Source organism: Azospirillum canadense, assembly GCF_025961225.1.
GTDB classification, from domain to species: Bacteria; Pseudomonadota; Alphaproteobacteria; order Azospirillales; family Azospirillaceae; genus Azospirillum; species Azospirillum canadense.
Window position 1 is genome coordinate 714,652 of record NZ_JAOQNG010000002.1, and the last position, 22,849, is coordinate 737,500.

A 22,849-nucleotide genomic window follows, 5' to 3' on the forward strand; every position below is an offset into this window, starting at 1 on the left:
GCCATGCCCCCGACCTTGGCCGACCCGGACCACGCCCCGATCGTCCTTGAGGAGGTCGCGAAGACCTTCGACGCCGGGCAGGCGGCGTCCAGCGCCCTTCTGCCCAGCAGCCTGACGATCCGGGATGGTGAGTTCGTCGTCTTCCTCGGCCCGTCCGGCTGCGGCAAGACCACTCTGCTGCGCATGATCGCCGGCCTGCTGGAGCCGACGTCGGGGCGCATCCTGATGTCCGGGCAACCCCTGTGGGAGGACGGCCGCTGCCGGAAGGAGCTTCTGCGCCGGCTGGGCCTCGTCTTCCAGGACGCCTGCCTGTTCCCGTGGCTCACCATCGAGCAGAACGTGCTGGTGCCGCTGAGTTTGCGCGGACACCTGCCCCGGCGGGAACGGGCGCCCGTCGCGCGGGCGATGCTGGCGCTGGTCGGCGCCGCGGACATCGCGGCAAAACTGCCGCATGAGATATCGGGCGGCATGCGCCAGCGCGCCGCCATCGCGCGGGCGCTGTCCTACGATCCCGACATCCTGCTGATGGACGAGCCTTTCGGCGCGCTGGACGCGATTTCGCGCGAAGCGCTGAACCTGGAGCTTCAGGCCCTCTGGCTGCGGTCGCGCAAGACCATGCTTCTCGTCACCCATTCCATCGCGGAGGCCGTGTTCCTGGCCGACCGGATCGTGCTGTTCACGCCGGGGCCGGGGCGCATCGACCGGATCGTCGAGGTGCCGTTCCCACGGCCGCGCGCGCCGGGCCTCGTCTTCACCCAGCCCTTCCAGGACACCGTGCGCGGCCTGCATGAGCGCCTGTCCGCCCTGATGGAGCGGGCATGACCGCGGCGCCCGACCGGAAGGTTTCGCTGTGGACGGCCTTGCGGTCGCCATGGGTCGCCACGCCCTGCCTGCTCGCCCTCGCGGTCCTGGGGTGGGACGCGTTCGTCGCCGCCCGGAACGTCTCTCCCTTCATTCTTCCCGCACCCCGGCCGGTCCTGGGCGAGTGGATCGCCCTTCTCCGCGACGCACGCGCCTGGGGCCACACCGGCATGACCGCCGCCGCCACGATCGCCGGCTTCCTTCTGGCCGCCGTTTTCGGCGTGAGCGCGGGGATCCTGCTGTCCCTGTCCAAGACGCTGGAGCGGATCGCGAAGCCCTTCGTCGTCGCCTTCCAGGTGTTCCCGAAGGTCGCCCTGATCCCGCTGTTCGTCGTCTGGATGGGCTTCGGCCCTGGCCCGAAGGTGCTGACCGCCGCCATCCTGCCCTTCTACCCGATCATGATGAACACGCTTCTGGGCATCCGGTCGGTGCCGGACGGCTTCCACGACATCATGTCCTCCTTCGACGCCACCTGCCTCCAGCGGCTCCGCCGCCTGGAAATCCCCTACGCCTTGCCGTTCATTTTCACCGGCTTCGAGGTCGGCATCGTCCTGGCGCTGGTCGGCACCGTCGTTGCGGAGTTCGTTTCGGGAAGTTCCGGCCTCGGCTACCTGCTCGTCAGCCGGATCAATTCCTTCGAGACGGCGCAGATGTTCGCCATCGTCCTGCATCTGTGCCTGCTGGGGCTGGCGCTCCACGCCGGCGTCGCCCTGCTGCGCCGGCTGGTCGTGCCGCGCGGGGCGTGACCGCGACACCGCCCGTCAGGACGGAACGGTAAGGATCTCGATCGTGGCGGCGAGCGTGCGGCGCAGGTCCGGGACCAGGGCGCGTGCCTCGTCCGGCGAGGCCCTCTCCACGGCCAGGGCGAGGTCGCCCAACCGCTTGGCCCCGACGTTCCAGGCCAGCCCCTTCAGGGTGTGGGCGGCGCGCCGGCATTCCTCGCCGGCCTCCAGCGCGTCGGCGATCTGCCCCACATGCTCGCCCGCGGTGCGGACGAAGCCGTCGAGCGCGCGGCTCCAGTCCTCCGGCCCCAGGGCGTCGCGGACGCTGTCCACCTGCTCCCGGTCCAGCAGGTTGTCCGCCGCGTCAGCGATCGGCGCGGTTTCGCTGCCTTCGTCAGGCGCACGCTCACCCAGGACGGCCGCGATTTCCTCGAACAGGGCGGCCGGGCGGATCGGCTTGGAGACGAAGCCGTTCATGCCCGCGTCCTCGCACTCCGGACGCGAGCTGCCGGAGGCGTGCGCGGTCAGCGCGATCACCGGGACGCGCCGGGCGGGGGCGGGCAGGTTGCGGATCAGGCGCGTGGCGGTCAGACCGTCCATGCCCGGCATCTGGATGTCCATCAGGACGAGGTCGAACGGCTCGCGCCCGGCGATCTGGACGGCTTCCGCCCCATCGGTCGCGGTGACCACGCTGTGGCCGGCACGCTCCAGCATGGCGCGGACAATGTCGCGGTTCACGGGGTTGTCGTCCACCGCCAGCACGCGCAGGCACGGCAGCGCCAGTTGGGGAAGAACGACGGCGTCCATGCCGTCGCTTTCCAGACGCAGATCAGCCGCCTCCCCGGGCAGGCAGGCGATGGAGAAGCGGAACAGGCTGCCGCGGCCGGGCGCGCTGGCCACGTCGATGTCGCCGCCAAGCAGACCGCACAGCTCCTTGCAGATGGCCAGCCCCAGGCCGGTTCCGCCGTAGCGGCGGGTGATGGAGCTGTCGGCCTGCGTGAAGCGGTCGAACATGTGGGGCAGGGCTTCCGGCCGGATGCCGATGCCGGTGTCCTCGACCTCGAACTCCAGGAGGAAGCGGCCGTCCGGCCGGTCCCCGTCCAGATCTCGGCCCCGGCGGGCGCGGATGGCGACGTGGCCGGCGCTGGTGAACTTGATGGCGTTGCCGACGAGGTTGAACAGGATCTGCCGCAGCCGCGCCGGATCGGTGACCACCGCGTCCGGCACGGAGGGCAGCATCCGGCAGGACAGAACCAAGCCCTTCTCGTCGGCCTTCGGCTTGAAGACGTCGACCACCGCCTCGGCGATGCGAGACGGCGCGCAGGTTTCCTCCTCGATGGCGATCTTGCCCGCCTCCAGCTTGGAGAAGTCCAGGATGTCGTCGAGCAGGCGCAGCAGGCTCTCCGCCGACTGCCGGGCGATGCCGGCCAGCCGCCGCTCCTCCGCACCCAACTCGCCGCCGCCGAGCAGGAGCAGCGTGCCCAGGACGCCGTTCATGGGCGTGCGGATTTCGTGGCTGATGGTGGCCAGGAACTCGCTCTTCATGCGGTTGGCGTGTTCGGCGCTGTCGCGTGCCTGCCGCAGGTCACCCTCGATCTGCTTGGCCTTGCTGACATCGCGGAACACGCCGATGAACTGCTCCGCCCCGCCGGTCCGCCAGCTCGACAGGGCGATTTCCGTGGGAATGAAGGTGCCGTCGGCGTGACGGATCGACACCTCGCGGATCGTGCTGATCGGCTGCGCGCGGCCGCTGGCGCGGTAGCCCTGGAACAGCCCGTCGTGCGCGAAGGCCTGGGTCTCCGGCATCAGGACCGTGACGTTCCGGCCGACAACCTCGCCCTCGCGATAGCCGAACAGCGCCTCGGCGGCGGGGTTGAAGCCGGTGATGACCGCCCTCTGGTCGGTGACGACGATCGGCTGGCCGACGGCCGCGAACATTGCGCGATAGCGCTGCTCGCTGTCGGCCAGCGACCGCTCCGCCCGGCGCCGTTCGGTGACGTCGGCGCCCGACCCGCGGTAGCCGGCGAAGCCGCCGTCGTCGCCCAGGACCGGCTTGCCGCTCATCGACCAGATGCGCACCGCGCCGTCCGGACCGCGCACCGCAAACTCGAAGTCGCGGAAGGGACGGTGCTCGTCCAGGCTGCGGCGGAACTCCGTCCAGCGCTCCTCGTCGCCGGACTGCCGCAAGGCGATCTCGTCGCAACGGCGCCCCAGCAGGCGGCCGGGATCGCGGATCGAGCCGGCCGGCGCTCCGGACACGCCCCCGGACACGTCCCCTGACACGTCCCCTGACACGTCCGTGACGCGCATCGCGGCGTCCATCTCCCAGAACCAGTCGGACGCGGTTTCCGCGATGTCGCGCAGCCGCGCCTTGCTGGCCCGCAGCTTGCCGGCCGTCTCGTCCAGCACGGCGTGTGCCCGCCCCTGGGCGCGGCTTTGCCACGTCACCAGCAGCGCCATGGCAAGAAGCAGCGCGGTCGCGGCACTCGCCCCGGCCACGTAGATGCGCTGCCGCGCCCAGGTCTCCGCCATGAACTCCGCTTCGGCGAAGCCGGCCAGCACCACCAGCGGGTAGCTGTCCAGGCGCCGGAAGCTCGACAGTCGCGCCACCCCATCGACCGTGCTGACGGTGCGCAGGAACCCCTGTGCGCTCGCCCGCGAGGCCTTGAAGAGCGCCGATTCCGAAACGTCCTGCCCGATGATCGTCTCGTTCATGACGCTGCGCGCGCGCAGGATGCCGTCCTGCCCGAAGATCGCGACGATGCCCTGGCGGCCGACGTCCAGGTCGTCGAAGATCCGGCTGAAGTAGAAGGGGTCGAGCGACGCGACGATGATGCCGCCGAAGCCGCCGTCCGGCCCGCCCTCCGGGCCGCTGCCGGGCGCGGTCACCTTGCGGCTCAGCTGGATCGACCATTTGCCCGACGCCCGGCCGAACACCGGGCGGCTGATGAACAGGCCCTGGACGGTGCCGTCCCTGTGCACCCGGAAATGCTCGCGGTCGGCCAGGTTCACCCGGGCCGGAGCGTCCTCCACGCTGGTCTGGATCAGGTCCCCCCGGCCGTCGGCGTAGGCGAGTTGCAGGAGAAGCCCTGAATCCTCGGTCGCGTTCCTCAACGCGTCGCGCAGCAGCGCGCTCTGTCCGCCCAGCCGATGGAGATCGTAGGCAACGTAATTGAGGATCCGGTCGGTGCCGGCGATGGCGCGGGTCGTCTGCTCCGCGATGATGCGCGCGAGGTTGCCCGTGTCGCGCTGCGCCCGCAGCGTTGCCTCGCGCTCGTCGCGGTTCGCCAGCGTGAAGGCGGCGAACCAGGACGACGACGCCAGGACCAGCGACGCCAGCCAGACCCCGACGAGCAGCGACCGCGACCGGCGCGCGTAGGCGCGGGTTTCCGGCTCGCCGGCCGGCGTGCTGAGGGGAGGGGTTGTTTCGCTGTTCATCGCCTTGGGCCGTCCGTCGCGCTCACACCACCTCGATGTCGTCCGGGTCGGGGTGGGCGTGGTGGACCGCGATCACGTCGTCCCAGCATTGGAAGAGCGCGTCGACGCAGGCCGGATCGAAATGGGTTCCGCTGTGCTTGGTGAGATGGCCGCGCGCCTCCTCCAGCGTCCAGGGTCGCTTATAGGGGCGCGCGGTGGTCAGCGCGTCGAAGACGTCGGCGACGGACACGATGCGGCAGGACAGCGGAATGTCCGTTCCGCGGACGCCGTTCGGGTAGCCCGAGCCGTCGAACTTCTCGTGATGGCCGAGCGCAATCTCCGCCGCCAGCTGGATCAACGGGTGCTCGCTGCCGCGCAGGACGGCGTGCCCGATCACCGTGTGCTGGCGCATCACCTCCAACTCGCTGGGGCTGAGCTTGCCCACCTTCAGGAGGATGGCGTCGGGAATGCCGATCTTGCCGATGTCGTGCATGGGTGCAGCCTGGGCGAGGCGGTCACATTCCTCCAGATCGAGGCCGAGGCGCACTGCGATCAGGCGTGTGTAGCTGGCCATGCGCTCGATGTGCATGCCAGTTTCGGGGTCGCGGAACTCCGCGGCGCGGGCGAGCCGGGCGACCAATTCCTGCGCCTGCTGGCGGAGTTGCGCCGTCGCCTCCTCCACGCGGCTGCGGAGCATGGCGGTGTGGTCGGTCATCATCCGCTGCCCCAGGCGAAGGCGCAGCAGGTTCTGCGCCCGGGCCAGCAGCTCCGGAACGACGATGGGCTTGGTCAGAAAATCGGTGCAGCCGCTTTCCAGCGCCGCAACCCGAAGCTTCACGGGGGTGTCCGCCGTGATCATGACCACGGGCACGTCCGCCAAGTGGCGCTGCCCGCGGATGCGCTTCAGCATGCCCATCCCGTCCAGGTCGGGCATGACTTGGTCGATCAGGATCAGATCGGGGGTGTTGTGCTCCAGCCAGTCCAGCGCCTCGGCCGGGTTGGAAAACCCGACGGGGTCGGCGTCGTCGATGCGACGGATCACCGCGCTCGTGATGAACAGGGTGCTGGAATCGTCATCGACTATGACAACCTGCATGTGTGCTTCCGCCGACCAAGATGTGCAACGCGCGACCAGACACAACAATATTCGACAATTTATTAAATTTTACTGTCGAATCTCGGTGCCGCTGCACATTCCCGGCCGGCCGGGCCTGAACGGACGCGTCAGGACGGAAGAATCAGGATTGCGCGGAAGTCGTTGACGTTGGTCAGGGTGGGGCCGGTGACCAGGCTGTCGCCCAGCGCCTCGAAGAAGCCGTGCCCGTCGTTGTTGGCAAGGCTGTCCTTCGGCTTGATGTCCTTCGCCCAGGCGCGGGCCAGGCTGTCCGGGGCGAGGTAGGCGCCGGCGATCTCCTCCAGCCCATCCACCCCGTCGGTGTCGCCGGCGATGGCGTGCACGCCCGGCTGGCCGTTCAGCCCGATGCCGAGGGCAAGCAGGAACTCCACGTTCCGACCACCGCGCCCGGTGCCGCGCACCGTCACCGTGGTCTCGCCGCCCGACAGAAGCACGCAAGGGGCGGTGAAGGGCTGGCCGCGCCGGGCGACCTGGAGCGCGATGCCGGCCATCACCGAGCCGACGTCGCGCGCCTCCCCCTCCAGGCTGTCGCCCAGGATGTGCACGGGGATGCCCGCCTTGCGCGCCACCTCGGCCGCAGCCTCCAACGCCATCTGCGGGGTGGCGATCATGCGCACCTCACAGCCGGCCAAGCGCGGGTCGCCGGGCTTGACGCTCTCGCCGCGCCCGCTCTCCAGCGCCTCGCGCACGGGCGCCGGCAGGGCGATGCCATAGCGCTGCACGATGGCCAGCGCATCGGCGCAGGTCGTGGGATCGGCGACGGTGGGACCCGAGGCGATGTCCATCGGGTTGTCGCCGGGCACGTCGGAGATCAGCAGCGTGACCACGCGCGCCGGGGCGCAGGCGGCGGCGAGCCGGCCGCCTTTGATCGCCGACAGGTGCCGGCGCACGCAGTTCATCTCGGAGATCGTCGCGCCGGACTTCAGCAGGGCGCGGTTGACCGCCTGCTTGTCGTCTAGCGTGATGCCGTCCAGCGGCAAGGCCAGCAGGGCGGAGCCGCCGCCGGAGATCAGGCACAGCACGGTGTCATCCGCGCTGAGACCACCGACGAGGTCCTTGATGCGGCGGGCCGCTTCCATGCCGGCGGCGTCGGGCACGGGGTGGGCGGCCTCGACGATCTCGATGCGCTCGCACGGCACGGCGTAACCGTAGCGGGTGACGACGAGGCCGGACAGCTCACCCGGCCAGTGGTCCTCCACCGCCTTCGCCATCGCCGCCGAGGCCTTGCCCGCCCCGATCACCACAAGGCGGCCTTTCGGCGCCTCCGGCAGGTGCGGCGGGATGCACAGCGCGGGCTGGGCTGATGCGACCGCGGCGTTGAACAGGTCGGTCAGCAGCGCGCGTGGATCGAGGCTCATCGAAGGCTCCTGCGTCGGTCGGTTCGCCCCTGAAACGATGGGCGCGCCATACCGTCCGCGATTTCCCCGATGTTGTCCACCACCGGATCGGCGGTTTTCCGCAGAGCGGTGCCGCCGGAACCGATCAGCGGGCGGCGGTCAGGCCGCCATGGGTGTGCGTGTCATGGCGCGTGAAGGCCGACGCGATGCGGCGGAACAGCGAGCGGAGGTAGGCGGCACGCATGACCTCGGCCTCGCGGCGGATGCGCTGCAGGTCGGAATCGGACAGGCGGGACGCGAAGGTCAGGTGTTCGGAGTTCATGATGTCCTCATGGTGGCCGTCGTGGCCGCGGTTCGGTGGAAAAGGGAGAGATCGGCGGATGGAGCGTCAGACCGCGGCGCCGGCCGCGGCGGCGATCAGGGACGCCAGCGCAAAGCCCCCGGTGACGAGGATGCGGGCCAGGGAGTGATTCGACGTCATGGTGTCCACGATCCTTCGGGTGAGGATGGACGGGCCCGCGGCATCGTGTCAAAGCGGCCCGTGTTTGCCTAAGAATGATGGCACCGGTCTGCGCGAAGACGACGCGCAGAAAGCGCATGGCTTCCATATCGTTGTTGCAGCGCAACAACTTCCAGCATGTGAATAAATATGGATCGGACGACAAGAGTTCGCAGCGCTGTTAAAAGGACTTCTTCGCAGCGCTGTTATGCACATTGGGCCAATTCAGCATCGAACCCGGCGACAATGCTTGAAGAGTCGCACCATTGAGGTGGTCAACAAGTACCCCGTTGACCGCACGCCGTTGCCGCGCCAGCTTTGATCCCGGTTCCGCTCAAGCCCGACAATGGCGGGCTCCGTACGAAAGGGGTTCGCGCATGCGCGGCTGCACGCTTCTGGTCCTCTCCCTCCTGGCCGCGCCCTCTCTGGCGCAGGCGGCCAGTTTCCCCTGCGCAAAGGCCTCCACGCCGACCGAAAAGGCCATCTGCGCCGACCCCGGCCTGTCCAAGCTGGACGAGCAACTGTCGGCCGCCTACCGCGCCGCGCTGAACCAGCTGTCGGGGTCGAGCCCGGAGGAGGGGCAGGCCCAGACCGTATTGAAGGCCGACCAGCGGGCCTGGCTCGGCGAGCGGAACGCCTGCGGCGGCGACCAGGCCTGCCTGAAAACGGCGCAGGAGCGGCGCTTGGCCGTCCTAAGCTTCCACCCCGCCCCTGGGGCGCCGTCCCCCGTCGACGCCTTCGCCGGCGTGTTCGAATACAAGGGGGTGATGACGCTGGCGATCCTGCCGTTGCGCAACGGTCAGGCGGCCGTCAGCATCAGCGGGGCCGAGCCGACCTCGGGCCGCTGGGTCTGCGATTTCTCCGGTGTCGGTCAGGTGAAAGGGGACGGCCGCCTGACCGTCGGCACGCCCGACGCGGACGGCAACGGAGTCGTCATTGAAACCCGCGGAACATCCGGTCTGGAGATCCCGGACAACGACGCCAACCAAGCCGTCAGCACCAACTGGTGCGGTGCGGGCGGGAGCTTCGTCCTACCCTACCGCCGCAAGGGGTGAGGAATCGCGATCATCAATCCCCGCCGGCGACCCGGAGCAGGCTGGCCGCCGTCTCCGTCAGGCGCTTCGCCCGGCGCGCGCGCGTCTCGACCGTCGTGGCGGGCGTCACGGGGACGAAGTCGCTCGGACGCCGGTCGTCGCCGGTGATCGCCCGCATCGCCGCCACGTTGGCGCTTTCCACCGCCTGCGCCTTGCGCACCTGGGCCAGGAACTTGGCGCTGGGCAGCATGACGTAGGTGATGCCCTCGATGCGGGCGCCGATCTTGTCGTACAGCTTCTCCGCGCTGGTCAGGATGCCTTCCTCGACCAGGGCCTCGACCGCGCTGGTGACAGCGCGCAGCGTGTCGCGGCGCCGGCTCCACACGTTCATGCCGCTGTTCTTGATGATCTCGTCGGCGGACAGCGTCATGGCCTTGACGCCAAGGTCGCCGGGAGCGTCGGCGCCGCTGTAGTCGTATTCCGCGCTCAACCGGTTGTAGAGCCAGCGCGACACCGGGCTTTTCAGCCGCATCAGCCACTGGTAGCTGACCGGCTTGAACTCCAGGTTCCGGATCGCCGAGGACACCAGCGGGTTGAACTGAAGGTGCGTTTCCTCGTCGCTGCCCTCGTCGCCCACCAGATCCGGGCGCGAGCGGATCGCCAGCACCGGGAAGGCGGTGGATTCCAGCAGGTTGGCCCCGCGGCCCTTCTTGGCGCCGTCGCCCGGCTTGGCGATGATGATGCGCGAGCGCGCGAGGATGGTTAGCGATTCCCGGATGTCGCGGATCGACAGCGTGTGGCCCACGGCCCGCAGCTCGCGCTGGATCTCGTACAAGGTGAAGCGCATCTGCACCTTGTCGCGGTTCTCGCCGCCGAGCGACAGGCGCGAGCGGTCCATGGCGAGCCGGCGCACCACATGCTCCACGACCTGTTCGCGTTCGGCCGGGAACACCTCGTACTCGATCTCGGTCGGCCCATCGGCCTGGGCGGCGGACTCGTCGCGGTTCACCACGCGCGTCAGACGGGCGGGCTGGATGGTCAGGTTGAAGGTCGAATCGCGGTAGGTGAACTCGCGCTTGATCGACGCCACGAAATTGCCCTTCGCCGGCGCCGTTTCCGCCGAACGCCCGCCGTCGCGCGAGGCGAAGACGTAGCGCGGCGCCAGATCGTACAGCGCGATCAGATGCGACTGGGACCGGTCCTCCAGCTCGAACAGCACCAACTGCAACGCATTCGGTGTCGCAACCTTGCTCATCCAGTCCTCCTTGCCTGAAACCGACCATGCTGCCGGACGCGGGCACTTACAACAGCTTCGTGCCGGGTGACCTCGAACGATATGGAGCGATGGCCCGCGGGTATGGAGCTTTTGCCCGCGGGTATGGAGCAACAGCCCGCGCTTTCGGCCGCACCCGTTCGCCCGCAACGCCGAATCCAAGGCGCGGGCTATCGCTCCATAGGGGAGACCGCGTCCGCGAGTCGGAACTCCATCCCGACGGCGCACGCCATCCGGAAGAGCGCGAGCAAAAGCTCCATTGCCCACACGCCGCCGGGCTGCGGGCGGTTTTGACGCAAAGCGCGAGCTGTTGCTCCATGGTTGGCCGCTGCACCTGGGGGGTGCCCCCCAAAGCGCGGGCTATCGCTCCATGCGGGGGCGCCGCGCGAGGACCGATCGCGGGAAAGCGCGGGCAAAGGCTCCATGGTGGGCGCGAGCTATTGCTCCAAGGGCGCGGGCCGCCACTCCAGGATTCCGATTCGGGGGCAAAGCGCGGGCTATCGCTCCAGGGGCGCGACCGCGGGCTCCAAAGGCGCGAGCAAAGGCTTCAAGGGCGCGGGGTGGCGCTCCATAACCGGCTATGGAGCGATTGCCCGCGGTTTGGCAGCGGCGACGCGCCGCGGAATCCTTTCCCGCAAGCATGCCGGCCATCCGCCGGCACCATTCCCTTGCGGAGACCGCATGATGGCATCCCCAAATCCTATCGCACCACCCCCCATCAATTCGCCGGACGACGATCCCCTGCCGCCCACGGACGGCGGACGCTGGGGTCGCATCCCGGCTTGGTGGCTCGGCCATCCGGACATCGACGCCGACGGGCTCGCCGTCCTGGCCGCGCTGTCGACCTACGCCAACGCCCGCGGCGAATGCTGGCCGTCGCAGGCGACCCTGGCGACCGCCCTGAAGCGCAGCCGCAGCACCGTGAACCGCATCCTGGGCCAGCTGGCCGAAGCCAAGGTCATCGAGATGCAGCCGCGCCGCTCCCCCTCCGGCGGTCGGCTGTCCTGCCTCTACCGGCTGCGGCTCGTTCCCGGCGACGGCGCGGCCCTCCCGGATTTTGGCCCGGAATCCGCGCCGCGGAAGGCTGTGCGGCCACGCGACAGCGTTGTCGCGTCCGCCGACTCCCCCCGTTCACCGGTGCGACAGGAACAGCCGGAATCCGAACAGACTCCGGACTCGCTCCCCACGCACGAGGCCGCGACCGCTAAGACCGTTCCGGCGGACTGGACGCCGAGCAACGATGACTTGGCCTGGGCGCGGGGCCGCTTCGCCGACATCGACCTCGGCCGGCATGTGGAAGGGTTCTTGTTGCGCTGCCAAGCCCATGGCTACCGGTATCGGGACGCGGGTGCAGCCTGGAAGGCGTGGCTGGCGCAGGATGTGGCGGCGGGCAAGGCTCCGCTGGCGACGGTCACGGCCGGATCCGGCGCGAACAACCGTCCTGAGACCGCCCGCGGTCCGGAAAAGGCGGCGGAGCAACGGCTTGGTGCCTGGATGGCCGCCGCGGCGCGGCTGAACGCGGCCGGCCGGCCCTCTTGCCCGCAACAACCCTGGCGTTGAGGATCGGCATGACCGCGATCGTAACCTCCCTGCCGCCCCGCTCCCCGCTTCCCTTCGATCCCGGCATGCCGGCCGCGGACCGCTGCGCCATGCTTGCGGCCGCCCTCCCGGCGCCCTTGCAGGAGATTCTGGCCCACGGCCGCGTCGCGCGGCGGACGCGCTTCACCGACGATGGCTTCGACGGGGTGACCGAGGACTGGACCCCGCCCGCGACCGTGACCGAGCAGCATGTCCGAATGGCCCGACGGGCATTGGACGAGCTGGCCGCCACCGTCCTGACACCGGTGTCACCGGAGCATCTGCTGGCGCGGATCCTCGCCCTTCTGAGCCATTACCCCGCCAAGGGGATGACGCCGGAGGTGGAGCAATTGGTCGCGCTCGACTGGGCGGAGGATTTGGGGGAATTCCCGTCCTGGGCCGTGGACACCGCCGCGCGGACGTGGCGCCGGACCCGGAAATGGCGGCCGTCCATCGCCGAGATGCGGGCCCTGTGCGCCGAATCCTGCGCCGAGGAACGCGCCCTGGCGACGCGGTTGGCCGCCATCGCGTCCAGCGCGCCGGAACCGGGCGGGAATCATCGCTCCACCCGCGTGCAGTCGCTGGCGGCCGGGGCCATCCGGAGAATGCGGTGACCGACGCCCGCACTGTCCAGGCGGTGCCAAAGCGCGAGCCATGGCTCCATAGGGGACGTTACGCCGGCGCCGTCTCGCGGTGGGGGGCACGCGCCGTTTCGGGTTCCGCGGTGGCCCCGGGAACGGTGCGGTAATGGCGGGGCACCCGCGGGCCGAGCAGCGGAATCGCCGCTGGAGGCAGGCCACTCCGCTCCGCCAGCGCTTCGGCGGGAAGAGTCGCACCGCCCTGGCTCCCGAGCAGCACCACCTCGTCGCCGGGCTGGACGTCGGGGACGCTGGAGACGTCGGCGAGAAGGCCGCTCATGAAGGGCGTTCCCAGAATGGGCACCTCTTGCCCGCGGACCAGCAGGCTCCCCCCGGCGAGGCGGAGGAGATGGTGCGCGTCGGAGAAGCCGATCGGCACCAGCGCGGCGCGCGTCCGGCGGCTCACCGACAGCGCGGCGCTCCCAGGGATCCGGTCGCCGGGCTCCAAGGTCGCCAGCCGGATGATCCGCGCCTTCACCGCCATCACGGGCGTGTAGGGAAAGGGCATGGAGCCCGGCATCGCGCGAAGACCATAGAGCAACGACCCGCAGCGCACCGCCGTGCAGCCGATGCGCTGCGCGGCCGTCGCCAGCGCCGCGTCGGCGAGCGCGGAACCGCTGAGCGCGTGCACCAGCGGCGGCAGCAGGCCGGCTGCGCCACCAGCATGCCGAACCGTTCCAGCTCCTTCAGCCCGGCCATGCTCCCGTGACCGGACAGATGGGTGTAGAGGCCGGCGAGCCGCAGCGCCGGTGTCCGGGCGATGGCGGCGAGCAGATCGAGCAGCGAGCCGGGCGGTGCATTGAGGCCGCCGAATCCCGTGTCCGCCCGCACATGCACCGGGACCGGTGCGGCGGTGTCGGTGCGGACGGCGGCCCGCGCCAGCTGTTCCGCCTCCACGACACTCGTGACGGTGGCGGCCAGGCCTTGCGCCGCCAGGGCCGTCGCCTGCTGCGGCAGTGGCGGGTCGAGCACCAGCACGGGCCGCTCGATCCCGACGCGGCGCAACGCCGTGCCCTCCTCCAGGTCGGCGACGACCAGCCCGTCGACACCGGCGTGCTGCAACGCCCGCGCGACGGCCGGCGCCCCGTGCCCATAGGCGTCGGCCTTCACCACCCCATAGACGGCCATCCCCACGGGAAGGTACCGGCGGAGAGTCGTCAGGTTGCGGCCCAGCGCGTGCAGGTCGATGTCGGCCCAGACGGTCGGGAACCGCCGCCGGTCCAGGGATGCGCGTGTCATGCGCGCCGCGGGGCGGATGGCCGCAATCGGGACGCGGACAGGCCGTCCCGATGATCCGGCACGGATTGGCGCAGGTGCGCGCGAACCTGCTGGATCCATTTCCGGGCCAGCTCTTCGGTCACCGACATGGCCTCGGCGATGGCGGTGTAGGGCTGCTCCTCGATGAAGCGCATGTGCGCGGCCCGGCGCACGCGCGCGTCGCGGATCTGGTCGAGCGAGCGAAGCACCTTGAGAAGCAGGGCGCGGTCGGCGTTGGTGCGTTCCGGATCGTCGCTCTCGCGCGCGCCGCTGCCGTCGGCGAGAAGGGCGACCTCGTTCAACGAGCCAACCAGCACCGGGCTGCGCTGGTGGGAGCGGTGGGTGTCGATGAAGTGGTTGATTGCCGTGCGCCGCAGCCACGTCCGGCATTTCACGATCGAACGCGCGTAGACCGGCAGCGCTTCCGACAGGTTCAGGCAAAGGCCGCTGAGGCAGTCGTGGATTTCCTGCCGGTTTCCCTTGCAAAGGCGATGGTACGTCCAGAAAAGGTCGGCGTGGTAACGGCACCAGAAGACCCAGAACGCCGAACGGTCGCCCTGCGCGATACGGTCTAGAAGGGAGGCGTCTTCCATTTGCTGAAGATCGCGGTCGTCGCGGAACAGGCGCCCACCCTTTTCGAAGGAGGCCTTGTCGAAGGGGGGTGGGCAGGGGCGGGGCCGCATGGCCCCACGCCTCCGGTCCGCCATGTTTCCGATTGCGACCGCAGGCTTAGATTGTATGTTCTGCCGCATAAAACGTCCCTTGCGCGTTATGCCAAAGGGACGTTCGCTGCTCGGGATGTGTGAATGATCTGGACGTAAATTTTTATGCGTTACGTATGTATTGTGCGCGACAAAAGCTGGACAAACGAGGCTGTTGTGATTGGGTTTTGCCCGCTGTGACAGAAGATCGCGGGCGGAGCCACCGGTTGGCGCCCCGCGTTTGCAGCACAGCAATCATTTTCGTTTTGCGGGGAAGAAAAAGAACCCCGAAACGGCGACGCGACGCGGTCACCCCAAACGGATGCTGGTGTCGTTCAGGAAGGCGTAGGGCGGCACCACAAGGTTGGCCGGAGCGGGCCCCCGGCGGATGCGGGCCGACGTGTCGTATTGCGAGCCGTGGCACGGGCAGAACCACCCGCCATAGTCGCCGCGCGGGTCGGTCGGCTTCTGGCCCAGCGGCACGCAGCCGAGGTGGGTGCAGATGCCGATGACGACCAGCCACTCCGGCTTCTTGACGCGCTTGTCGTCCGCCTGCGGGTCCGGCAGGTCGTTCAGCGCGACCGAGCGGGCCTCCTGGATTTCCTCCGGCGTCCGGTGGCGGATGAAGACCGGCTTGCCGCGCCAAGTGACGGTGAGCGATTGACCCACGGCCACCGGCGCCAGGTCCACGTCGATGGACGCGAGTGCCAGCGTGTCGGACGACGGGTTCATGCTGTCGATGAAAGGCCAGATCGCCGCGGCGGTGCCGACCGCGCCCACCGCCATGGTGGTCAGGTAGAGAAAATCGCGCCGCTTGGCATGTGCGTCGGCTTCACCGGCGGAGCCATACGCGGGCGTCGGGTCGTCCATGGCAAACCTCCCTTGATCGTTCGGAGGGCGCCGTCCAGAGGGGCGGACAGGGAATCAACTTCGGGCGACGCGGCGGGTTCCATCGTGGGGCGTGCGGGACGCACGGATTTCGGTGAACACCCGCTTGATCTCCGGATAGCGGTCCTTGACCGTCCGCTCGATCCGCTCCAGCGCCTCTTCCACGTGGCCGGCGGCAAGGTCGTCGCGGACGTCCACGCTGATGTTGGAGACCACCACCTCGGGGCCGAGATGCAAGGCCAGCACCTCGTTGACCCGCTCCACCGCGGGCTCGGCCTCCAGGATCGCGCGCACCCCGTCGACGAGGTCGCGGCGTGCCGACTCCCCGATCAGCAGGCTTTTCGTCTCATAGGCCAGGAAGGCCGCGGTCACCGCCAGCACGCCGCCGATCAGCACCGACCCGATCCCGTCGTACACCGGGTTTTCCAGCACGACCTCGGCGGTGATGCCGGCGGCGGCGATCAGCAGGCCGATCAGGGCGGCGCTGTCCTCGAACAGCACGATGAAGACGGTCGGGTCCTTGCTGGCGTGCACCGTCTCGAACACACCGGCGTCGCCGCGGCGCGCGTTGAACTCCCGCCAGGCGACCACCCAGCTTACCGTCTCCATCACGAAGGCGACGCCCAGCACGGCGAAATTGATCCAGGCGGATTCGATGGGCTGCGGGTGCAGGATCTTCTCCACCCCCTCGTAGACGGAGACCACGGCGCCGCCGGCGAAGATGACCAGCGCCACCACGAAGGGCCAGAAATACAGCTCGCGCGCGTAGCCGAAGGGATGGCTTTCGTCCGGCGGCTTGCGGGCGCGCCGGATGCCGACGAGCATCAGCGCCTCGTTGCCGGTGTCCACCACGGAATGCACCGCCTCGCTCAGCATGGAGGAACTGCCGGTGATCGCCGCGGCGACGAACTTCGTGACGGTGATGGCGAAGTTGGCCGCGATGGCGGCGTAGACGACCTTCGTCGATCCCTCGGCCTTTGATCCTTCTGCGGCGCTTTGCGTCATGCCATTCCTTTCGTCGGCCCCTTTGTCGGTCCTTCTGCGGCCGCGCCGTGCCGGGCGGCCCGTTCGCGGTGCGCGCGGCTTCCGATCCGCTCGGAATAGGCGCGGGTCAGCTCCGCCCCGAACAGGAAGATGGCGGCCGAATAGTAAACCCACATCAGGATCAGGACGAACGACCCCGCCGCCCCGTAGACCGTCGCGACTCCGCTGGTGCCCAGGTAGAAGCCGATCAGGAACTTGCCTACCGCGAACAGGAAGGCGGTGACCGCCGCCCCCAGCCAGACGTCCATCCACGGGATCCAGGTGTCGGGCAGGATGCGGTAGATCATCGCGAACAGCGCTGTCAGCACCAGCCAGGACATGCCGACGTCGAACACCCACAGCAAGGTCGGCAGGGCCGGCAGGTAGCTGGCGGCCCAGGTGCCGAAGGCCGCCAGCGCCGCGCTGACCACCAGCGAGACGATCAGCAGGAAGCCGATGGCGCCGATCAGCGCCAGCGCCTTCAGGCGCACCTTCACCAGCCAGGTAATGGTCGATTCCTGCGGCGGCGCCGCCTTCCACACGCGGTTCAGCGCGGCTTGCAGCTCGGCGAAGACGGTGGTGGAGCCGACGACGATGGTCCCGATGCCGATCACGCTGGCCCAGACGCTGGTTCCCCGGTTGCCGGCGCGGGCGATCAGTTCCTGCACCGTGTGCGCGGCGTCCTGCCCGATCAGTGCCCCCAACTGGTCGACCAGCGCCCCCCGCGCCGCCTCGTCGCCGAAGACGAGGCCGGCGAGCGCGATCACCAGGATCGCCAGGGGCGCCAGCGAGAAGATGGTGTAGAAGGCGATGGCCGCGCCCAGGCTCATCGCGTCGTCGTTCAGCCAGCCCATGGTGGCGTCCGATACGATCTCCCACCCACGTCGCAACGCCGTCATTCCACGCCTCCGGTCCAGCCGCCATTGCCGCCGCGCTCCCGGTCCTGGCCCCGATCCTGACCGCGAGCAAAGACGGTAACGGCCGGGTGGGCATTCCGTCGCGCGGATGATCCTTCGGGCGCGAGGTGCCCGTGCCGCTCATCCCGGCCATGCGCCGCCCCTTGCAACGCTGAAATCCCCGGCGTGGTTCTGCAAACTGTGGTCTGCTGATGCGCAGCAACCGGTCCGGAACCGCACCGGACCATATTGGGGAGGGGATCCTTGATCCGAGACTTCTGCCGGCCCGGCCGGTCACCGGTCGTCGCCAGCGAGGCGGTGGCCGCCACGTCGCACCCGCTCGCCACCGCCGCCGCCTTGGAAATCCTTCAGGCGGGCGGCAACGCCGTGGACGCCGCCATCGCCGCCGTCGCCGTCCAGTCGGTGGTCGAGCCGCACATGACCGGCATCGGCGGCGATTGCTTCGTCCTCTACGCCCCGGCTGGCGGGCCGGTTCTGGCGCTCAACGGCAGCGGGCGGGCGCCGGCCGCCGCCAGCGTCGCGGCGCTCGCCGAACTGGGCGTCACCGGAGAGATCCCGCGCCACGGCGCCCACGCCGTCACCGTTCCGGGCGCCATCGCCGCCTGGACGCGGCTGCACGCCGACCATGGCCGTCTGCCGCTCGGCCGCCTGTTCGAACGCGCCATCCGCTACGCCGAGGAGGGCTACGGCGTCGCCCCGCGCGTCGCCCACGACTGGGCGAACGACGCCGCCCTGCTGGAGCGCGACGAGGGCTGCCGCGCCGTCTTCCTGCCGAACGGCCGCCCGCCGCGCGCCGGTGAACGCCACGCGCAGCCCCTGCTAGGTCAGCGCCTGCGCGACATCGCCCGCGGCGGGGCGGCGGCCTTCTACACCGGTGCCACGGCGGAATCGCTGGTCGCCTTCCTGCGCGCCCGCGGCGGCCTGCACACGCTGGACGACTTCGCCGCGGCGATGGATGGGGCGGAGTATGTGACGCCCATCAGCACCGACTACCGCGGCTACGAGATCCTGGAATGCCCTCCCAACGGCCAGGGCCTCGCCGCGCTGATGATCCTGAACACGCTCGGCGGCTTCGACCTGTCGGAGGGGCTGGACGACGCCACGCGCCACCACCTGCACGCGGAGGCGACGAAGCTCGCCTACCATCACCGCGACGCGCTAATCGGCGACAGCGGCCCGGAGGTCGCGGCAACGCTCCTGTCCGACGCGGTGACGCAGGCGCTGCGCCGCTGCGTCGACCCGACCCGCGCCCAGCCCCCCGTGCTGTGGACGGAGGCGGAGCACAAGGACACCATCCACCTCTGCGTGGTGGACCGCGACGGCAACGCGATCTCCTTCATCAATTCCATTTTCCACGCCTTCGGCAGCGTGCAGCTGGATCCGGCGACCGGCGTGCTGCTGCACAGCCGCGGCACCTCCTTCCGGCTGGTCGAGGGGCACCCGAACGCGCTGGCGCCGCGCCGCCGGCCGATGCACACCATCATCCCCGGCCTGATCCGCAAGGGCGGGCGGACGGTGTGCCCCTTCGGCGTGATGGGCGGGCAGTACCAGGCAGCCGGCCACGCCGCCTTCGTCTCCGGCGTGATCGACCGCGGGATGGACGTGCAGACGGCCATCGACGCGCCGCGCAGCTTCGCCTTCAACGGCGTGCTGGAGGTGGAACGCTCCATCCCCGACGCCACAGTGGCGGAGTTGGAGCGGCGCGGCCATAAGATCACCCGACGCGCCGACGCGCTCGGCGGCGCGCAGGCCATCTGGATCGACCACGCAACCGGCCTGCTGGTCGGCGGGTCCGACGCCAGAAAAGACGGCTGCGCGCTCGGTTTCTAAAGCGAACTTCCGTTCGCTTTAGATTCAAACGGCCTCACATGCCGGCCGGGCTTCGGCCGCACGTGCGGCCGGGACCGCCGTCGCGGTCCAGCGGACTACCGGGGCGCCACCACCGGCTCGACCGCGCCAGCGACGGCCAGCAGGCGCCGGTCGGCGCCGGTGGCGCCCACCAGCATCAGGCCGCAGGGCAGGCTCCCCGCCTCCTGCATCGGCAGGCTGATGGCGCACCGGTCCAGGAAGTTGAACAACGCGCAGTTGCGCAGCAGCAAGATGTTCAGCCGCGTGAAGTCCGAATCCGCGGCGAATTCCTCGAAGCGCGGGGCGGTGATCGGCACCGTCGGCATCAGCAGAGCGTCGTATTCCGCCGTGCTGCGGTCAGCGCGGGCGATCATGTCGGCGCGGCGCTGCGTTACGTCGATGTAGTCGGCGGCGGTCATGGTCCGCCCGCGCTCGATGCGCACCCGCACCCGCGGGTCGTACAGGTCGCTCTTCCGGTCCAGCAGGTCGCGGTGCCAATAAATCGCCTCGGCGGCCGGGAGGCCACCCCGCGCGTTGGCCGGGCCGATGTCGGTCAGCTCCGCCATCGGAATTTCGACGATGCGCGCGCCGGCCTCCGACAGGCGGCGGCAGGCAGCGTCGAAGGCGCGGGCAACGGGCTCCGCCAGACCCTCCAGCACGACCGCCTGCGGAACGGCGAAGCGCAGCCCGGCCAGGCCAACCGGCGGCGGTACCCATTCCGCCTCTCCCGCCAGCACGGCGTCGGCGACGGCGCAGCACTCAACGGTCCGGGCGAGCGGCCCGATGGAATCGAGCGACCAGGACAACGGGACCGTGCCGCGCAGGGACACGCGCCGCTGCGTCGGCTTGAAGCCGACGACCCCGCACAATGCGGCGGGGATGCGCACGGAACCACCCGTGTCCGTGCCCAACGCCAGCGGAACGTAGCCCGCCGCCACCGACACGCCGGCCCCGGAGGAAGACCCGCCGGGAATGCGGGCCGGGTCGGTCGGATTGCCGGGCGTGCCGTAATGGGGGTTGATGCCGACGCCGGAAAAGGCGAACTCGGTCATGTTAGTGCGGCCGACCACCACCGCCCCGGCCGCGCGCAGGCGGGCAACCGCGTCGGCGTCCCGTTCGGCGGGCGGAGCACCAACCAGGGCCTTCGACCCGGCCAGCGTCGTGCGACCGGCCTCGTCGAACAGGTCCTTGATGGACACCGGAATTCCGGCGAGCGGGGAGGGGGGCCGCTGGCCGGCCCGGCGCAGCAGATCCTGCGCCTGGCCGGCGTCGCGTGCGGCGGCGTTATGCACCGCGGTGAAGGTTTTGCGGGCTTCCTCCCCGCCGGCCGCGATGGCGGCGAGGCTCGCCTCGACGAGCGTTTGGCTCGTGGTGGCGCCCGCTTCCAACTGGCGGGACAGGCTGAGGACCGTCGGGTTCGTCGTCATGGCGTCTTTGGCGGCGTGGTGGAATGTGCGCCGCCAGAGTGTCAGGGCGGCGCCGGGTGATGCAACGCCCGCGTGGCGATGGCAGCCGTGACGGATGCTCGGTATGCGGGCGGGCGGATCACAGAGCCGCCGCGACGGCCTTGCCGACCTCCGTCGTGTTGGCCGTCCCGCCGACGTCGGGCGTGCGCGGGCCTTCGACCAGGACCTTTTCGATCGCCGCCATGATGGCGTCGTGGGCCGCCTTGAAAGCCGCGTCCCCGTCGCCGAGGAAATCGAGCATCATGGCGCCGGACCAGATCATGGCGATCGGGTTGGCAATCAGCTTGCCGTAGATGTCCGGCGCGGACCCGTGCACCGGTTCGAACAGCGACGGGAAGCGGCGCTCCGGGTTGAGGTTGGCGGAGGCCGCCAGCCCCATGGTGCCGGTGCAGGCCGGGCCCAGGTCCGACAGGATGTCGCCGAACAGGTTGGAGGCGACGACCACGTCGAAGCGGTCCGGCTGCATGACGAAGCGTGCGGACAGGATGTCGATGTGCTGCTTGTCCCAGGCGACGCCTGGGTAGGACTTGCCCATCTCCACCACCCGCTCGTCCCAATAGGGCATGCTGATGGAAATGCCGTTGGACTTGGTGGCGGCGGTCAGCTTCTTCCGCGGCCGGCTGTTGGCCAGCTCGAAGGCGAATTTCAGGATGCGGTCGACGCCGTGGCGGGTGAACACGGCCTCCTGAAGCACGAACTCGCGCTCCGTGCCTTCGAACACGCGGCCGCCGACGGCGGAATACTCGCCTTCGGTGTTCTCGCGCACCACGAAGAAGTCGATGTCGCCCGGCTTGCGGTTGGCCAGCGGGCAGGGCACCCCCGGTAGCAGCCGCACCGGCCGCAGGTTCACATACTGGTCGAACTCCCGCCGGAACTTGATCAGCGATCCCCAGAGCGAGATGTGGTCCGGCACCTTGTCCGGCCAGCCGACCGCGCCGAAGTAGATCGCGTCGAAGCCCTTCAGGGTCTCGAACCAGTCGTCCGGCATCATCTGGCCGTGCTGGAGGTAGTAGTCGCAGCTCGCCCAGTCGAAGCTGGTGAATTCGATGCTCAGGCCGAACTTGGCGGCGGCGGCCTCGACCACGCGGATGCCTTCCGGCAGCACCTCCTTGCCGATGCCGTCGCCGGCAATGGCGGCGATCCTGTAGGTCTTGCTCATGGTTCCTCCTGTGACCGCCGCGCGGCGGATGATTTGGTTCAGCGGGGCGCTAGCCTAGCAGAAGCGGAAAGCGTTAATAATCCGCCGATCCATGCACACATAAGCCACGAACCATGAACAATGAGCCGCAACTCCAAGATCTGCGTGTGTTCTGCCTCGTCGCGCGCAAGTCGGGCTTCGCCGCGGCCGCCGACGCGCTCGGCGCCTCGCCCGCCTACGTCAGCAAGCGGATCCAGATGCTGGAAGGCAGCCTGGGCGTGAAACTGCTCCACCGCAGCACGCGGCGGGTCGCGGTGACGGAGGCAGGGGAGCGCGTCTACCGCTGGGCCCAGACCATCCTCGACGACGTCGACCATATGGTGGAGGAGGTGTCGGAGACGCGGCTCGCCCCGCGCGGCCTCATCCGCATCAGCAGCAGCTTCGGTTTCGGCCGCGTCCACGTTGCGCCGGCCCTCAACACGCTGGCGGAGCGGTATCCCGCGTTGGAGATCCGCTTCGACGTGTCGGACCGGCTGGCCGATCTGGCGGGGGAGGGGATCGACCTGGACATCCGCGTCGGCAACGAGATCGCGCCGCAGCTGATGGCGCGGCGCCTCGCCTCCAACCGACGCATCCTCTGCGCCTCACCGGCCTATCTGGAGCGGCGCGGAACGCCGCGGCACCTGGACGACTTGGCCAGCCACGACTGCCTGGTCATCAAGGAGCGCGACCACCCCTTCGGCGTCTGGCGACTGAATGGCCCGGAGGGCGAGACCTCCGTGCGGGTCACCGGGCCCTTGGCGGCCAATCATGGGGAAATCGTGCACCAATGGGCGTTGGCCGGCCGCGGCATCATGCTGCGGTCGCTGTGGGACGTCCGATCGGCGGTGGACGCCGGCCGGCTGGTCCGGATCCTCCCCGGCCACAGCCAGCCGGCCGACGTGTGGGCGGTCTATCCCGCCCGCCTCACGACGTCGGCCAAGCTTCGGGTCTGCGTGGAATTCTTCGAACAGCACTTCCGTCAAGTCGATTTGGCGAACGCTCAGGCCGAATAGGCACCCTCGAACAGGTCGCCAAGCGCGAAACGCATCAGCGAGCGCACCCGCGCAACCTGCCG

Annotated in this window: 21 protein-coding genes (1 of these 21 cut by a window edge); 7 read left to right on the forward strand and 14 right to left on the reverse strand. The window is 69.7% G+C overall.

Going from position 1 to position 22,849, the window contains the following annotated elements:
* Positions 1 to 3 precede the first annotated feature (3 nt).
* Both M2351_RS17775 and M2351_RS17780 read left to right on the forward strand, forming a co-directional pair.
* Positions 4 to 822 (forward strand): ABC transporter ATP-binding protein, encoded by an 819-nt coding sequence (locus M2351_RS17775; protein WP_264657453.1) that lies wholly within the window; start codon positions 4 to 6, stop codon positions 820 to 822.
* A complete protein-coding gene (locus M2351_RS17780) occupies positions 819 to 1,607 on the forward strand; it encodes an ABC transporter permease (RefSeq protein ID WP_264657454.1) in 789 nt (262 codons plus the stop codon). Before M2351_RS17775 ends, M2351_RS17780 begins: the two co-directional genes overlap by 4 nt.
* A gap of 15 nt (positions 1,608 to 1,622) precedes the next feature.
* Here the strand turns inward: M2351_RS17780 and M2351_RS17785 are convergent, their stop codons facing one another.
* The 4 genes from M2351_RS17785 to M2351_RS17800 form a co-directional block, all read right to left on the reverse strand.
* A complete protein-coding gene (locus M2351_RS17785; protein ID WP_264657455.1) occupies positions 1,623 to 5,021 on the reverse strand; it encodes a PAS domain S-box protein in 3,399 nt (1,132 codons plus the stop codon).
* Positions 5,022 to 5,043: 22 nt separating this feature from the next.
* The gene (locus tag M2351_RS17790; protein ID WP_264657456.1) at positions 5,044 to 6,096 is read right to left on the reverse strand and encodes an HD domain-containing phosphohydrolase; all 1,053 of its coding nucleotides are present in this window, start codon (positions 6,094 to 6,096) and stop codon (positions 5,044 to 5,046) included.
* 128 nt (positions 6,097 to 6,224) lie between these two features.
* A complete protein-coding gene (locus M2351_RS17795; RefSeq protein ID WP_264657457.1) occupies positions 6,225 to 7,493 on the reverse strand; it encodes a glycerate kinase type-2 family protein in 1,269 nt (422 codons plus the stop codon).
* 124 nt (positions 7,494 to 7,617) lie between these two features.
* Entirely contained in the window at positions 7,618 to 7,794 is a 177-nt protein-coding gene (locus M2351_RS17800) for an RSP_7527 family protein (RefSeq protein ID WP_264657458.1), read from the reverse strand.
* A 554-nt stretch (positions 7,795 to 8,348) separates the two neighbouring features.
* On the opposite strand from M2351_RS17800, the gene M2351_RS17805 reads away from it, so the two are divergent.
* Positions 8,349 to 9,026 carry a lysozyme inhibitor LprI family protein gene (locus tag M2351_RS17805; protein WP_264657459.1) on the forward strand — a complete coding sequence of 226 codons (678 nt, stop codon included), beginning with the start codon at positions 8,349 to 8,351 and terminating at the stop codon, positions 9,024 to 9,026.
* Positions 9,027 to 9,039: 13 nt separating this feature from the next.
* Here the strand turns inward: M2351_RS17805 and M2351_RS17810 are convergent, their stop codons facing one another.
* Complete coding sequence (locus M2351_RS17810; protein WP_264657460.1) at positions 9,040 to 10,260, reverse strand: plasmid replication protein; 1,221 nt, start codon at positions 10,258 to 10,260, stop codon at positions 9,040 to 9,042.
* Positions 10,261 to 10,959: 699 nt separating this feature from the next.
* Here M2351_RS17810 and M2351_RS17815 point away from each other — a divergent pair.
* The gene (locus tag M2351_RS17815) at positions 10,960 to 11,838 is read left to right on the forward strand and encodes a helix-turn-helix domain-containing protein (RefSeq protein WP_264657461.1); all 879 of its coding nucleotides are present in this window, start codon (positions 10,960 to 10,962) and stop codon (positions 11,836 to 11,838) included.
* 8 nt (positions 11,839 to 11,846) lie between these two features.
* Complete coding sequence (locus M2351_RS17820; protein WP_264657462.1) at positions 11,847 to 12,470, forward strand: hypothetical protein; 624 nt, start codon at positions 11,847 to 11,849, stop codon at positions 12,468 to 12,470.
* A 58-nt stretch (positions 12,471 to 12,528) separates the two neighbouring features.
* Here the strand turns inward: M2351_RS17820 and M2351_RS17825 are convergent, their stop codons facing one another.
* The 6 genes from M2351_RS17825 to M2351_RS17850 all read right to left on the reverse strand — a co-directional run bounded on the left by M2351_RS17825 (position 12,529) and on the right by M2351_RS17850 (position 17,262).
* A complete protein-coding gene (locus M2351_RS17825) occupies positions 12,529 to 13,002 on the reverse strand; it encodes an alanine racemase C-terminal domain-containing protein (RefSeq protein ID WP_264657463.1) in 474 nt (157 codons plus the stop codon).
* Entirely contained in the window at positions 12,978 to 13,733 is a 756-nt protein-coding gene (locus M2351_RS17830) for an alanine racemase (RefSeq protein ID WP_264657464.1), read from the reverse strand. The genes M2351_RS17825 and M2351_RS17830 overlap by 25 nt, the downstream gene beginning before the upstream one ends.
* Positions 13,730 to 14,434, reverse strand: coding sequence for an RNA polymerase sigma factor (locus M2351_RS17835; protein WP_264657465.1), 705 nt, complete (start codon positions 14,432 to 14,434; stop codon positions 13,730 to 13,732). The genes M2351_RS17830 and M2351_RS17835 overlap by 4 nt, the downstream gene beginning before the upstream one ends.
* A 327-nt stretch (positions 14,435 to 14,761) precedes the next feature.
* Positions 14,762 to 15,322 carry a ubiquinol-cytochrome c reductase iron-sulfur subunit gene (gene petA, locus M2351_RS17840; protein WP_264657466.1) on the reverse strand — a complete coding sequence of 187 codons (561 nt, stop codon included), beginning with the start codon at positions 15,320 to 15,322 and terminating at the stop codon, positions 14,762 to 14,764.
* A gap of 54 nt (positions 15,323 to 15,376) precedes the next feature.
* Positions 15,377 to 16,345, reverse strand: coding sequence for a cation diffusion facilitator family transporter (locus tag M2351_RS17845; RefSeq protein WP_264657467.1), 969 nt, complete (start codon positions 16,343 to 16,345; stop codon positions 15,377 to 15,379).
* Positions 16,342 to 17,262 carry a YihY/virulence factor BrkB family protein gene (locus tag M2351_RS17850; protein WP_264657468.1) on the reverse strand — a complete coding sequence of 307 codons (921 nt, stop codon included), beginning with the start codon at positions 17,260 to 17,262 and terminating at the stop codon, positions 16,342 to 16,344. Before M2351_RS17850 ends, M2351_RS17845 begins: the two co-directional genes overlap by 4 nt.
* A gap of 261 nt (positions 17,263 to 17,523) precedes the next feature.
* Between M2351_RS17850 and M2351_RS17855 the strand changes: the two genes are divergently transcribed.
* A complete protein-coding gene (locus tag M2351_RS17855; RefSeq protein WP_454464589.1) occupies positions 17,524 to 19,110 on the forward strand; it encodes a gamma-glutamyltransferase family protein in 1,587 nt (528 codons plus the stop codon).
* Positions 19,111 to 19,205: 95 nt separating this feature from the next.
* Here the strand turns inward: M2351_RS17855 and M2351_RS17860 are convergent, their stop codons facing one another.
* Both M2351_RS17860 and M2351_RS17865 read right to left on the reverse strand, forming a co-directional pair.
* A complete protein-coding gene (locus tag M2351_RS17860; RefSeq protein ID WP_264657469.1) occupies positions 19,206 to 20,555 on the reverse strand; it encodes an amidase in 1,350 nt (449 codons plus the stop codon).
* A 118-nt stretch (positions 20,556 to 20,673) separates the two neighbouring features.
* Positions 20,674 to 21,753, reverse strand: coding sequence for a tartrate dehydrogenase (locus M2351_RS17865; RefSeq protein ID WP_264657470.1), 1,080 nt, complete (start codon positions 21,751 to 21,753; stop codon positions 20,674 to 20,676).
* Positions 21,754 to 21,866: 113 nt separating this feature from the next.
* Between M2351_RS17865 and M2351_RS17870 the strand changes: the two genes are divergently transcribed.
* Positions 21,867 to 22,787: a LysR family transcriptional regulator gene (locus M2351_RS17870; protein WP_264657471.1), complete on the forward strand. Its 921-nt coding sequence runs from the start codon at positions 21,867 to 21,869 to the stop codon at positions 22,785 to 22,787.
* Here the strand turns inward: M2351_RS17870 and M2351_RS17875 are convergent.
* Positions 22,775 to 22,849: the 3' portion of a hypothetical protein gene (locus M2351_RS17875; protein ID WP_264657472.1), read on the reverse strand. It continues 312 nt past the right edge of the window; 75 of the gene's 387 nt are visible here — the last part of the coding sequence; the start codon falls outside the window, past its right edge; it ends in the stop codon at positions 22,775 to 22,777. The genes M2351_RS17870 and M2351_RS17875 overlap by 13 nt on opposite strands.